Annotated in this window: 13 protein-coding genes; 8 read left to right on the top strand and 5 right to left on the bottom strand. The window is 75.2% G+C overall.

Annotation, left to right across the window (positions count from 1 at the left end):
• Positions 1-6: 6 nt before the first annotated feature.
• Positions 7-582 carry a GIY-YIG nuclease family protein gene (locus tag ACZZ97_RS11820; protein WP_463473283.1) on the top strand — a complete coding sequence of 192 codons (576 nt, stop codon included), beginning with the start codon at positions 7-9 and terminating at the stop codon, positions 580-582.
• A 60-nt stretch (positions 583-642) separates the two neighbouring features.
• Here the strand turns inward: ACZZ97_RS11820 and ACZZ97_RS11815 are convergent, their stop codons facing one another.
• Complete coding sequence (locus ACZZ97_RS11815; RefSeq protein WP_463473282.1) at positions 643-2022, bottom strand: zinc-ribbon domain-containing protein; 1380 nt, start codon at positions 2020-2022, stop codon at positions 643-645.
• A gap of 217 nt (positions 2023-2239) precedes the next feature.
• Between ACZZ97_RS11815 and ACZZ97_RS11810 the strand changes: the two genes are divergently transcribed.
• From ACZZ97_RS11810 to bla, 3 genes are all read left to right on the top strand, one after another.
• The gene (locus ACZZ97_RS11810; protein WP_314104644.1) at positions 2240-2785 is read left to right on the top strand and encodes an MOSC domain-containing protein; all 546 of its coding nucleotides are present in this window, start codon (positions 2240-2242) and stop codon (positions 2783-2785) included.
• A gap of 148 nt (positions 2786-2933) precedes the next feature.
• On the top strand, positions 2934-3980 hold the full coding sequence (locus tag ACZZ97_RS11805) for a carboxypeptidase-like regulatory domain-containing protein (RefSeq protein ID WP_463473281.1): 1047 nt from the start codon (positions 2934-2936) through the stop codon (positions 3978-3980).
• Positions 3981-4131: 151 nt separating this feature from the next.
• Positions 4132-5136: a class A beta-lactamase gene (gene bla, locus ACZZ97_RS11800; protein ID WP_463473280.1), complete on the top strand. Its 1005-nt coding sequence runs from the start codon at positions 4132-4134 to the stop codon at positions 5134-5136.
• Between the two features lie 148 nt (positions 5137-5284).
• Here bla and ACZZ97_RS11795 read toward each other — a convergent pair whose 3' ends face one another.
• Positions 5285-6676 carry a LysM peptidoglycan-binding domain-containing protein gene (locus ACZZ97_RS11795; protein WP_463473279.1) on the bottom strand — a complete coding sequence of 464 codons (1392 nt, stop codon included), beginning with the start codon at positions 6674-6676 and terminating at the stop codon, positions 5285-5287.
• A gap of 205 nt (positions 6677-6881) precedes the next feature.
• On the opposite strand from ACZZ97_RS11795, the gene ACZZ97_RS11790 reads away from it, so the two are divergent.
• The gene (locus ACZZ97_RS11790; protein ID WP_463473278.1) at positions 6882-7409 is read left to right on the top strand and encodes a DinB family protein; all 528 of its coding nucleotides are present in this window, start codon (positions 6882-6884) and stop codon (positions 7407-7409) included.
• Between the two features lie 154 nt (positions 7410-7563).
• Here ACZZ97_RS11790 and ACZZ97_RS11785 read toward each other — a convergent pair whose 3' ends face one another.
• Genes ACZZ97_RS11785 through ACZZ97_RS11775 form a run of 3 tightly spaced genes read right to left on the bottom strand, consistent with a single transcriptional unit; the run spans position 7564 to position 8814 of the window.
• On the bottom strand, positions 7564-8016 hold the full coding sequence (locus tag ACZZ97_RS11785) for a DUF202 domain-containing protein (protein ID WP_463473277.1): 453 nt from the start codon (positions 8014-8016) through the stop codon (positions 7564-7566).
• 31 nt (positions 8017-8047) lie between these two features.
• On the bottom strand, positions 8048-8422 hold the full coding sequence (locus ACZZ97_RS11780) for a YidH family protein (protein ID WP_463473276.1): 375 nt from the start codon (positions 8420-8422) through the stop codon (positions 8048-8050).
• On the bottom strand, positions 8419-8814 hold the full coding sequence (locus ACZZ97_RS11775) for a DUF2256 and DUF3253 domain-containing protein (RefSeq protein ID WP_314102369.1): 396 nt from the start codon (positions 8812-8814) through the stop codon (positions 8419-8421). The genes ACZZ97_RS11780 and ACZZ97_RS11775 overlap by 4 nt, the downstream gene beginning before the upstream one ends.
• Positions 8815-9084: 270 nt before the next feature.
• Between ACZZ97_RS11775 and ACZZ97_RS11770 the strand changes: the two genes are divergently transcribed.
• From ACZZ97_RS11770 to ACZZ97_RS11760, 3 genes are all read left to right on the top strand, one after another.
• Positions 9085-9633, top strand: a complete 549-nt coding sequence (locus ACZZ97_RS11770; RefSeq protein ID WP_463473803.1) for a DUF805 domain-containing protein — start codon at positions 9085-9087, stop codon at positions 9631-9633.
• A 217-nt stretch (positions 9634-9850) separates the two neighbouring features.
• Positions 9851-11188, top strand: coding sequence for an MFS transporter (locus ACZZ97_RS11765; RefSeq protein ID WP_463473275.1), 1338 nt, complete (start codon positions 9851-9853; stop codon positions 11186-11188).
• A gap of 566 nt (positions 11189-11754) precedes the next feature.
• Positions 11755-12387 (top strand): hypothetical protein, encoded by a 633-nt coding sequence (locus tag ACZZ97_RS11760; RefSeq protein WP_463473274.1) that lies wholly within the window; start codon positions 11755-11757, stop codon positions 12385-12387.
• Positions 12388-12443 lie beyond the last annotated feature (56 nt).

Below are 12443 nucleotides of genomic sequence, written 5' to 3'. Positions count from 1 at the left end.
GACGACGTGACCGGGTCCTCGAGCGCAGGCGGCGCCTCCTCCCTCTGCTGTGTCGACGGCTGCGGACGTCCGGTCGAGCCCGGCGGCCCGGCCCCGCTCTGCGCCTGGCACCTCGACGCCGCCGCCGACTGGTCGGAGCGCGAGCACGGCCTCACCGACCTGCTGCCCTCGCCGTGCGTCGCGTGCGGGTCCCGGCTCGGCGTGCACTGGCCGTCGGGCTGGCTCTGCGCGGTCTGCGAGTGGCGGCACGGCGACTCGCCGGACGGCGAGCTCGCCCCTCCGCGGGTCGACGTCGTCTACTACCTGCGCTTCGACGACCGGGTCAAGATCGGCACCTCGTCCGACCCTCGCCGCCGGCTCGCCCGCATCTGGCACGACGACCTGCTCGCCTTCGAGCGCGGCGACCGGGTCGTCGAGCACCGCCGGCACGTGCAGTTCGCCGAGCACCGCCTCGCCCGCACCGAGTGGTTCACGGCTGCGCCCGAGCTGCTCGCGCACGCGGCGGCGCTCCGGGCCGGCTCGGACGACCCGTGGAGCACCTATGCGCGCTGGTGCAGCGAGGCCCTCGCCCTCCGCTCCTGATCGCTGAGCGATCAGGTGACGCGTCGCGGGGGTGCATCGGTCGACGACGCCCCCGACGCGTCACATCGATCGGCCCGACGCGATCGGCCCGATGCGATCGGCCCGACGCGATCGGCCCGACGCGATCGGGTCGGCCCGCTCGGGTCGGCCCGCGCGGGTCAGCGCAGCCAGGCGTCGACGTAGAGGTCGCCGCGCACCTCGCGGAACACGTCGAGCAGCTGCGGCACGGTGCTCCGCGTCAACCCCGAGACGACGAGGTCGTGCGGGCCGAGCGCCTCGAGGCCGCCGGTCCGGATGCTCGCCGCGCACCTCGCGGAACACGTCGAGCAGCTGCGGCACGGTGCTCCGCGTCAACCCCGAGACGACGAGGTCGTGCGGGCCGAGCGCCTCGAGGCCGCCGGTCCGGATGCGGACGACCTCCCACCCTGCGGAGCGGAGCGCGCGGTCCTTGCGGCGGTCCGCCTCCTCGCGGTGGCCGACGTGCTCGAGCCCGTGTCGTCCCGTGGAGTCGTACTCGACCGCGACGCGCAGCTCGGGCAGCAGCACGTCGGGCCACGCCTCGAGGTGCTCGAAGAACGGCCGCGCGAGGCGGACCGCGTTGACCCCCGCCGTGAAGGTGATCGCGGCGGCGAGGTCGGCCCGCAGCTGCTCCTCGACCGCGGACGCAGGAGGCGGTGCGCACGCGCTCGAGAACGCCTCGCCGACGGGCAGGTCGGGGGTGCGGTCGCAGAGCTGGTCGCGCCTCCTCGGGACGCGGGCTGCGGGGGACGGCCGCGGCGGCGCCGACGGCAGGCCCGTCGCCCGTGTCCGGCCGCCCCGGGGCGCCTGCCCTCGCTGCGTCTCCTGCCCCGCGGGGGCTGCGCGGGCCGCCGGGGACGTCCGCCCTGCCTCGCCTGCCGAGGGCAGCTGACCGACCTCGGTCGATCGGCCCGTCCTCGGCGTCCGAGCGGGAGCAGGCCGGGACGCCGCGATGCGCCGGAGCAGTGCGGCCCGTTCGCCGCCGTCGACGACGGGACCCGGACCCGGGCTCCGACCCGGACGCGGATCCGTGGCCGCGGCGACCGGTGCCGTCGACCCGTCGGCGTCGCGCGGGCGCTTCGGCGCCGGGTCCATCGGGACGGCCGGCAGCCGCCTCGGCGAGGCGAGCTCGGCGCAGGTCGGGCACCACGACGACCTCCGTCGCTCACGCCCGGGCCGGTGGCGTTGCTCGTCGGGCGTCGCGACGAACTGGTGGCCGACGTCGCAGAGCCAGGTCAGCCAGACGTCGGCCGCGGGAGGCACCTGGCTCAGCAGCAGCCCCCGGTTGTGCTCGGGCCGGTACTGCCGCACGAGCACGGGGTAGCGGGCCCACGCGTCGCGGTAGGCGCCGGGCGCGTAGGGCACCTCGGCGGCGCGGGACCGCTGACGGCGGGCCCACCAGCTCTCGATCGGTTCGGGCACGCCGCGACGCTACGACCCGCCACCGACATCGGCGACCCGGGCACGACGCTGCGCGACCCGCGCTGGTGATGAACCGCGTTCCGAACCATGAACCGCGAAACTTCGCGGTTCATGGTTCGGAACGCGGTTCGAGGTGACGAGGCACACGGCGTGGCAGACCCGAGCCCCGAGGAGGCGCCCCCTCGACCCGGCGCCCGTCGCGGCGGATGATGGGGACATGACCTCCGCCTCCGTCGTCTCCGTCAGCCGCGACCCCGAGCACCGCTTCTCGAAGGAGGTGGTCGACGACATCGTCCTGATCGCCGGGCTCGGCGTCGAGGGCGACGCCCACGCCGGCACCACCGTGCAGCACCGCTCGCGGGTCGCCCGCGACCCCTCGCAGCCGAACCTGCGCCAGGTGCACCTCGTGCACGCCGAGCTGTTCGACGAGGTGCAGGACTCCGGCTTCGAGGTCGCCCCGGGCGAGCTGGGCGAGAACGTCACGACGCGCGGGGTCGACCTGCTGGGGCTGCCGCGCGGGGCCGTGCTGCGGCTCGGGCCGGACGCGGTCGTCGAGGTCACCGGGCTGCGGAACCCGTGCGTGCAGATCGACGGGTTCGAGGCCGGCCTGATGCGCGAGCTGGTGACCCGCGACGGCACGGGCCAGGTGGTGCGCAAGGCGGGAGTCATGGCCGTGGTGCTCGCCGGCGGCCGCGTCGCCCCGGACGACGAGGTCGTCGTGGAGCTGCCCGACGGCGAGCACGAGGCGCTGCAGCCGGTCTGAGGCCCGGCGCGCGGCGGGACCGCCCGGACGCCCGCGCGAGGACCGACAGGTGCGGCGTGCGCGCCCTGTGCCTAGGCTCACGGCGCCGGAGGCCCGAACCCCGGCTGGACCCGGCACCGTGCCGGGCCGCTGCATGCAGGGGGTCTCCGTGAACAGGTTCCTCGTCTCTCTCTCGGTCGTGGTGGTCGCCGGTCTCGCGACGTCCGTTCCCCTCGGAGCTCAGGCCGCTCCTCCTGCGGTCTGGTGGTCCGCCGCGGCTGCCGAGGCCGCCCCGGCTGCGGCACCCGTGCCGGCGACCGGCGCCGTCGCCGTCCGCCTGCTCAGCCCGCGGGGCGACCGGCTCCGCCTGGCTGGCGCGACCGTCGAGCTGGTCGGACCCTCGCCCGTCGTCGACCGGGCCACGACCGACGCGAGCGGCGCTGCGGCCTTCGCGACCGTGCCTGCCGCAGGGCGGTACTCGGTGCGCGTCGTCCCCGAGCCGACGGGTGCCTACGGCCTCCGTGCACCCGCCCAGGTGTACGGCCTGACCGTGCAGGCCGGTCGGACGACGACCGTCGACGTGACGCTCGCCGTCGGCGGCACTCTCTCCGGTCGGCTGCTCGGCCCCTGGCCCGACCCTCCCGCCGGGCTCACGGTCGAGCTCTACGGCAACCACGTCGGCACGTCCCTCAGCGCCGTCACCGACTCCGATGGCCGCTACGCGTTCTTCGGCCTCCCGACCGACCTCTACACGGCGACGATGGTCGCGACCCCGGGCGGCGTCCCCACCGTCTGGCGGCAGGACGTCGCCGCCGAGACCGCGACGACCCCGGCCGGCCACGTCTTCTCGGCACCCCGCTACGTGCACAGCAGCTACGACCTGCAGGTGGTGGTCGACGAACCCGACCCGGTGAACGCTCCCGGTCCCGACCTCGACGGTGCCGTGGTGACGATCACCGAGGTCGTGACCGGAGCGGTCTGGACCCAGGTGCTCGACGACCAGAGCTCGCGGCGCAAGGTCGCGCAGTTCGTCGTGCCGAGCGGGAGGTACACCGTGGGGGTCGAGACCGTGTCGCACCAGCGGTGGTGGTGGGCAGGACAGTACGTGCCGGTCCCGCTCGTGCCGACAGCCGCCCAGGCCGTCCCCGTGACGGTGACCTACGGCGCCCAGGACTCGACGGACGTCTTCCTGAGGCCGGAGTCGGCGACGCCCTGAGCCGCCTCGGAGCGGGTCGTCCTCGAGGACGAACTCCGCGCCTCCTCGTGTCGTCGTCGCCCGGACGGGGACGAGGTGAGGCGATGCTGGTGACGACGCCCTCGTCCCGCCGCGACCGCGGTCACCGCGCGAGGACGTCTGGAGGAGCCCTGTGAGGACCGAGACCACCCCCGCCGCCGTCACCAGCACCCGGCGCGCCACGGCAGCGCGCGCCACGGCAGCGCTCGCCACGGCCGCGCTCGTCGCGCTCGTGGTCGGCGGCTGCGCGCAGCAGACCGCGCCGTCCGACGGCGTGTCCGGACCCACGACGACGACGCCGAGCACGTCGCCGTCCGCGACGGCCGCGACCGTCGACGTCTCCGCCGACGTGGCCGACGACCTCGCCGCGCTCGAGGCCGAGTTCGACGCCCGCGTCGGCGTCAGCGTCGTCGACACGGAGACCGGGGCGACGGCCTCGCACCGCGCCGACGAGCGCTTCGGCTACGCCTCGTCGCTCAAGGCGCTCGCGGCGGCCCAGCTGTTGCACGACGTGCCCGCCGAGCAGCGCGAGGAGGTCGTCACCTGGACCGCAGCCGACGTCGAGGCCGCCGGCTACTCGCCGGTGACGAGCGAGCACGTCGCCGACGGGCTGACCCTCGCGCAGCTCGCCGAGGCGGCCGTGCGGAAGAGCGACAACACGGCCCTCAACATCGTGCTCGACCGCGTCGGAGGGCCCGCCGGGCTCGACCAGGGGCTCGAGGACATCGGCGACACGACCACCGAGGTCGTGGGGCGGGAGCCCGACCTCAACACGATCGAGCCCGGCAGCACCGACGACACGAGCACTCCCGCGGCCTTCACGGCCGACCTCGGCGCGCTGCTCGACGGCCGCTGGCTCGACGACCCCGACCGTGCGCTGCTGCTCGACTGGATGAGCGGCAACGCGACCGGCGACACCCTGGTCCGTGCCGGGGTGCCGGACGGCTGGGCCGTGGCCGACAAGTCAGGAGGCGCGGGCGGCATCCGCAACGACGTCGCGGTCGTCACCCCTCCCGGTCGGGCACCGGTCGTCGTCAGCGTGTTCACGACGCGGAACGACCCCGACGCCCGCTACGACGACGCCCTCGTCGCCCGCGCGGCCGCGATCGTGCTCGGGGCCCTGCCGACGCCCTCCTGACCTGGCTCGGCCCCGAGTGGGAGGTCGAGTGGTCAGTTCCGGTCGCTCGCTCGCTCCTGGAGGACTGGAACTGACCACTCGGCCGTCGCCGGTCGGCGGTCGGCGGCGGCCGGCGGCCGGCTGCCGGCTGCCGGTGCTCGCCGAACCGTCAGAGGCTGTCCGGGTCGAGCAGCAGCTCCGTGCCGTCGAACAGGCGCTGCTCGTCGTCGATCACCTCGAGGCCCTGGTTCAGGTAGATGAGGGCCGAGACCGTGATGCCGAAGCGGGCCGCGACGGCGTCGGCGGTGTCGCCGGTGGAGACCTGGTAGCGCTTGGGCGCCCCCGCGGCGGTGGTCGCCGTCACGACGCCGTTGGCGAAGTTCGCGACGCCGCCGTCGACCGGGACGATGTTGGTCGTCTTCGGGGGCACCGACCACCTGACCGGGGCGACCGCGAGGACCTTGCCCCGGCTGATCTCGACGGGCACGTCGGGTGCTGCCTCGGCGGTCGACACGACGAGGGTGCCGAGGTACGAGGGCTGTCCGATCGGCAGGGGCGCGGAGCCCGAGGTCGGTGCCGAGGTGGGCCCGCCGAGCACGGCCACGCCGTCGCCGGGGGAGGTCAGGCCGTCGAAGACCGCGGGCGCGATCTCGAAGTACGAGAGCTGCACCGTGACCGGCAGGGTCGAGGTGTAGCCCGACCACTCGGTCGAGAAGGTGCCGTCGCCCACGGCGACGACCCGGTAGTGGAAAGCGATGCTGCCCTTGGGTGACCGGACGTCGGCCTCGGCCACCACCGTGCCCGCCGCGACGGGAGTGACGTAGGGCGCCTCCTCGGCGGCCTCCGCGGGGGGAGGGGTGGCGGCACGCGGCGACGGCGAGGCGGACGCCGTCGGCGTCGCGCTCGGCGTCGGGCTGGTCGACGGGCGTGCGCTGGTCGTGATCGGGGAGGCCGGCTCCGACGTCGCGGCGGGGGCGCCGGACGCGAGCGGGCCGCCGCTCGAGAACGCGAGGACCGTGCCGAGCACCACGGCGACCACGGCCGCTCCGCCGACCACGGCCAGGATCGCGGCCGGGCGCATGCGTCGCCGCCCGGGTTCGTCGTCCTCGGAGTCGGAGTCGGAGTCGGTGTCGGTGTCGGAGCTCGCAGCGGCGGCGCCCGTCGCGCCCGCAGCCCCGGCTGTCCCCGCAGCCCCGGCTGTCCCCGCGGCACCTGCCGCCCCGGAGCGCCCCGAGGAGGCGGCGGCCGACCCGGCCGTGCCCTCCGACGTCGTGGGGCGGTGCGTCCACGGCACGAGTCGCGGACCCGCGCCCGTCGAGGGAGCCGGCTCGTCGCCGGGCGTGTGCGCCGTGGGCGCAGCGGGCTGCACCTCGGTGGGCTGCGTCGTCGCTCGAGTCGACGTGTCGGCCGCGCCGGGGCGCTCGTCAGCGCCGGCATGCTGCCCGGCGCCGGCCTGCTGTGCCGTCGTCGCCGCGGCGTCCTCGTGCGGCTCGGGCGCGCGTCCCGCAGCGTCGCGCTCGACGTCGTCGTCGTGCGGCCCTGGTGTGTGATCGTCCGTCATGTTCCCCCCTGCGGCGATCCTAGGACAGGCTGCCGACGCGGTCGAGCCGGGCCCGTCCACGGTCCCTCGCCGCCCGGGTGCGCCTCCTCGGGACCTGCCGTCGTGTCGACGCAGCCGCGCGGCGCCGCCGCTCGTGGCGGTCGCTCGACGCAGGTCGGCAGGATCTCCGTCGCGCGCCTCCTCGGCTCGTGGCTACGGTCGGGTCATGCCGATCGTCCCCGACACGAAGAACTGGACCTGGGTGCTCGACGCGCCCTGCCCCGAGTGCGGCTACGACGCCGCCGAGGTCGAGCTGGGCGACGTGCCCGGCCTGGTGCGGGCCAACGCCGCCGCGTGGCCCGCCGAGCTCGGACGCGCCGACGTCCGCGAGCGACCGGACGACGCGACCTGGTCGCCGCTCGAGTACGGCGCCCACGTGCGCGACGTGTTCCGCGTCTTCGACGGCCGCCTCCTGCGGATGCTCGGCGAGGACGCCCCCGCCTTCGAGAACTGGGACCAGGACGCGACGGCGCTCGCCGACGACTACGCCGGGCAGGACCCGGCCGTCGTCGCCGAGCAGCTGCGCGCCGCGGCCGAGGTCGTCGCCCGCCGCTTCGAGGAGGTGCCCGCCGACCAGGTGCACCGCACCGGCCTGCGCAGCGACGGTGCGGCGTTCACGGTCGAGACGCTCGGCCTCTACTTCGTGCACGACCCGGTGCACCACCTGCACGACGTGCGCCGGCCGGGCCGCTGACCGGCTGACTCGCTGTCACGTCACGTTCCGAGCATCACGTCGCGCGACCACGAGACGCGACGCTCGGAACACGACGCGACAGGAGGACACGACGCGATCCGACGACGACCCGAGGGCAGCAGCGACAGCAGCCGACGGCGGCGGACGCGTCGGGTCAGCGGACCCCGAGCGCCACGACGAGCGCGGCGAGGCCGGCCGCGAGCGCCAGCGCAGCGGTCGCCGCGGGCAGCGCGCCCCCGGTCGTGGGGACCCTGGCGGGCGAACTCGTCGACCCGGATCCGGCACCGGAACCGGCTCCGACTCCGGCACCGTCTCCGGCACCGTCTCCGTCGTCGCCCCCGGCTCGTCCCGCCACGCGGGCGGCCAGCAGGAGGCGGTGCACCCGTCGGTACCGCCGGTGTGCCGCCGCGAGCACGGCGAGCGACGCGACCACGCCCAGCCCGGCCAGCAGGTACGCAGCCGGACCGAGCAGGGGAGGCAGCACTCGCAGCCCGATCAGCGACCCGACGGTGAGCGCCAGGCCGGTGCGACGCCAGGCGAGCGCAGTGCGCTCGGGCTGCAGGCCGGGGTCCCAGGGGCGAACGGCACTCGCCGGCCCCTCGGTCACGACGCGTCCCCGGATGCTGCGCGGCGCAGGCTCACGCGAGCACGACCCCGAGCAGCACGAGCACCCCGGCGACCGCGACCGCGATGCCGAGCGGCAACGCCAGCGGCGCGGACGGCAGCGGCCGGTCGGCCCGCAGGGCGCGCTCGGTGCGGGCCCAGCCGACCCAGGCCTGTACGGGAGCCGCGATCCCGGCCACGATCAGCACGAGCGAGGCCGTGAGCCGCAGCCCGGGCTGCAGGCCGAGCCCCAGCGCCTCGAGGGCGACGCCGCCCGCCACGAGCGCGAGCGAGGTGCGCACCCAGGCGAGGAACGTGCGCTCGTTGGCCAGGCTGAACCGGACGTCGGGCTCCTGCCCCGTCCCGTAGACGCGACGGGGGAACCGGCGGTCGCGGTCCTCGGCGGTCACCGGCCGCCTCCTGCGCGCCGCCGGCGGATGCGGATCGGGCCCTTCGCCGTCGACGGATCGACCACCGAGCCGCCCTGCGTGATGTCGACCTCGCCGGCTGCGACGAGGCGCCGGGCGGCTCGTCGGACGGGCTCCATGAGGTCGCGCCAGGCGTCCTCGTCGTCGGGGGCGATCGACCGGGCGACGTCGGACGGGCAGATCGTCGACGTCGCGGCACGGGCGGCGAGGAGCTCCCGGATGCGATCCTCGAGCTGGCGGTCGAGAGCCGTGACCTTGCGGCGGCGGCAGGCGTCGCTGCAGTACGCGACCTCGTCCCAGTTCGACTCCCACTTCTTGCGCCACTCGATGCGGCGGCCGCACGAGCGGCAGGTCTTCTCGTCGGGCGTGCTCACCCCTCCATGCTGCGCCTCGCGGCTGACGCGTGGCCGACGACCCGACGCGAGGACGACGACCCGACGCGATCTTCCGTGGAGGTTCGTCGCTTCCGCGTCGCTCCCGCGTCGCGACCGCCTCGCCTGCGCGTCGCCCCCGCGTCGCGACCCGCCGGCTGGCCTGCCCTCGACAGAGCGGTCTGCTCTCGCTAGCGTCGAGGGGCGACGGCGCCGACCGAGCCGCCGCACGACCACGACGGCCACGGCCGTCCGACTCGAGGAGGCGCGCGCATCCGACTGCCCGACTCGCTGACCGTCGCCGGCCCCGTCCCCGTCTCGCGGCCCTGGATCGCCTGGGCCCGGGCCGTCACCCGCCTCACCACCACGGGGCGGGCCAGCCGCGCGGAGTTCTGGTGGACGTGGCTGCTGCAGATGGTCGTCGCGGCCGTGCTGCTGGTCGCGGTCCCGGTGCTGAGCGGTCAGACCCGCGAGCTCCGACTGCCGACGGGGCCGTTCGGACCCGGGCTGCTCGGCACGGTGCCGGTGTTCTCATGGAACGACACCTCCGGCGACCCGGCGGACGGCGCCTCCGTCGTCGTCTGGACGGTCTGGTCCGTGCTCACCCTCGCGCCGATGGTCGCCCTCGCGATCCGGCGGCTGCACGACGCCGACCACTCCGGATGGTGGGCACTCGGCGCCGTGCTCGTGCCGGTGCTGTCGTTCGTGGTGCTCGTGCTGCTGGCGCAGCGCTCGAAGACGGCCGGCATCCGCTTCGACCCGGCGCCGGTCGACCGGCCGGGGCCCGAGCCGGCCCTGGCGTCGCCGGAGGGCAGCCGGTAGGATCGGCCACGGTCGCGCGTCACGTGCGGCCCCGGGCGTGCACGACAGCGCGCAGTCGGGATCACCATCCTCCCCGCCGAGCCGGCCCCGCAGCGTCGCTGAACTGCAGCACCGCTGAAGTGCAGCACCGCTGAACTGCAGCACCGCAGCACCGCTGCCGGAGCCACGGCACCTCGGGTCGAGGGAACGGCGCCCGCCGACTGACCGAGACCCTTCCATGACACCTGCTGCCCAGGGTCGTCCCTCGACGACCTCCACTTCTCCTTCTCCCTCGACCCGCGCCTCCTCGACGGGTCGCCCTGTCACCCCCGCGAAGTTCCCCCTCGCCGGGCTGCTCGCGCTCGCCGTCGCCACGTTCCTCAGCATCTCCGGCGAGATGCTGCCCACCGGTCTGCTGCCCGAGATGAGCGGCGAGCTCGGCGTCAGCGAGTCGAGCATCGGCCTGCTCGTCAGCGTCTTCGCGTTCACCGTGGTGCTCACCAGCACCGGGCTCACGCACCTGACCCGCAAGCTGCCCCGCCACCTCATCGTGGTCGGCCTCATCACGGTGCTCGCGATCAGCGCGGCGCTCACGGCGATCGCGCCGACCTACGAGCTGGTCGTCGCGTCGCGGGTGCTCGGCGGGCTCGCGCACGGCATGTTCTGGGCGATCGGCGGCGCGTACGCGGCCCACCTCGTCCCGCGGGAGCAGGTCGGGCGCGCGCTCGCCGTCGCGATGAGCGGCGGCACGCTGGCGTTCGTGCTCGGCGTGCCCCTCGGCACGGCGCTCGGCCAGGCCCTCGGCTGGCGTGCCGCCTTCGGCATCCTCGCCGGGGCGATGGCCCTCGGCGCGGTGCTCGTCTGGCGGCTGCTGCCGCCTGTCCCGTCGACGCACACGGCGCGGCCCGCAGGCGACTCCGAGGAGGCGCTGGCCGCCTCGACCGCGACGGGCAGCGTCCCGACGCTCACCGGCTCGACGCCGACCGCGTCGCGGCACCTGCCGCCGCCCTCGGTCATGGGCATCGTCTTCAGCTGCCTGATCACGGCCGTGTTCATGGTCGGCCACTACTCGTTCTTCACCTACATCGCGCCGTACCTGCTGCGCTCGACGGGCATCGCGGAGTCGAGCCTCAGCGTCGCGCTCTTCGCGTTCGGCATCGCGGGCGGCGTCGGCCTGCTGATGGTCGGCTGGTTCCTCGGCAAGCGGCCGCGGGTCAGCATCCCCGTCGGCGTGGGCCTCGTGGTGGTCTCCGTGCTGGCGCTGGTGCTGCTCGAGGGTCAGCCGGGCCCCTCCCTCGTGGCCTTCGTGATCTGGGGCGTGACGTTCGGGGCGCTGCCGCCGCTGTTCCAGACGAAGATGCTGCAGGTCAGCCCCGAGAAGCACCGCGACATCGCCAGCGCGTTCTACACGACCGCGTTCAACACCGGCATCGGTGGAGGCGCGCTGATCGGAGCCCTCGTGCTCGACGGGTCGGGGCTCGACACCCTGCCGCTGCTCTACGTCGGCATCGCCGCCGTGGTGCTCGTGGCCGTGGTCGTCACCGACCGCGTGCTGGTCGCCCGCGCGCGCCGCTAGCTGCGCGCGGAGGCCGAGGCCGAGGTCACTGCGTCGCGGACCGCTGGCGACGCCACCGAACACGAAGAACCTCGTTCCGAACCATGAACCGCGAATATTCGCGGTTCATGGTTCGGAACGAGGTTCATGGTGCAAGGGCGACGTGGGGACGTCGCCGACGCGAGTTCCGGTGTGCGCCTAGCGGCGGCGACCGGAACCGGCCTGGCCGTTCCCGCCGCCCTTCCGGTTCTGGAACTTGCGGATGATGATGGGGATGAGCAGGGGCGCGAGCCTGCGGAGCAGCGAGGCCATGGGTGACTCCGTATCGTCGGTGGACGCTCGACGGTACCCGCACGCCGCCGCGAAGGCGCACGGGCGGGCACAGGCACCTGCCGACTTGCGCCCAGCGGCCAGGCCAGGCAGCGCAGCGAGGCAGAGCGGCCAGGGCAGTCAGCCCTGCCAGGGCGGGCAGGCCGGCCCCGAGGAGGTGCGCCCCCGTCACCGGGACCGCCGTCGGAGCCCCTCGGTAAGGTGGCACGGCCCGTCGGCGCAGGGAGCCGGCGGCGAGTCCCCAGGGGGAGACACCCATGACACCGACCATCTCGACGACCCGCTCGCGCAGGGCCGTGGCGACCGCCGCCTCCGGCGCGCTGGCGCTGGCGCTCCTCCTCACCGGCTGCACGAGCGGCGGCGACTCCGACGACGAGGCGAGCCAGGGGGCGACGGGCGGGTCGGGCGGCGGCAGCTCGGCGGCCGCCGGCGACGGCGAGCCCGGCACGATGATCGCCTTCGGGTCGTGCGATGCCGTGGGCGAGGCCCTGGGCTCCGCGATCGAGGGCCTCGAGCTGCGTGACGAGAGCACGGCGACCGACGAGGGCTTCCAGTGCTCGTGGGCGTCGTCGACCGAGGACACCACCGACGCGAGCGCCGTGCAGGCGGTCATCGCGGTCGCCCAGGTGCAGGAGTTCGACGCCGACACCATCGCCGAGCAGGCCGACACCGTGGCCGCGACCGAGGGCGTCACCGCCGTCGACGACAGCCGTGCCGCGGACCTCGACGGGCGGGCGTTCACGCAGACCGGCGAGAGCACGGGCATCCTCGTGAACGGCGGCACGGTCATCACGACGCACGGCCTGTTCAACGTCACCGCGACCGCGACCACCGAGACCTCGCTCGACGCCGACCAGGCCCTCGACGCGGCCTTCTCGCTGATCAACTAGCAGCGGCAGCGGCAGCCGGCAGCCGGCAGCCGGCAGCCGCATCACCCGGCCAGGCC

This window comes from Frigoribacterium sp. AC512 (assembly GCF_979258295.1).
Note: the sequence above shows the minus strand (reverse complement) of the source record. Positions and strands in the feature narration are given on the sequence as shown.

Bases quoted from the DNA above. Each gene is read 5' to 3' on its own strand.
- ACZZ97_RS11810 (WP_314104644.1), top strand. From the start codon at position 2,240: ATGACCTCCGCCTCCGTCGTCTCCGTCAGCCGCGACCCCGAGCACCGC.
- ACZZ97_RS11795 (WP_463473279.1), bottom strand. From the start codon at position 6,676: ATGACGGACGATCACACACCAGGGCCGCACGACGACGACGTCGAGCGC.
- ACZZ97_RS11790 (WP_463473278.1), top strand. From the start codon at position 6,882: ATGCCGATCGTCCCCGACACGAAGAACTGGACCTGGGTGCTCGACGCG.
- ACZZ97_RS11765 (WP_463473275.1), top strand. From the start codon at position 9,851: ATGACACCTGCTGCCCAGGGTCGTCCCTCGACGACCTCCACTTCTCCT.
- ACZZ97_RS11760 (WP_463473274.1), top strand. From the start codon at position 11,755: ATGACACCGACCATCTCGACGACCCGCTCGCGCAGGGCCGTGGCGACC.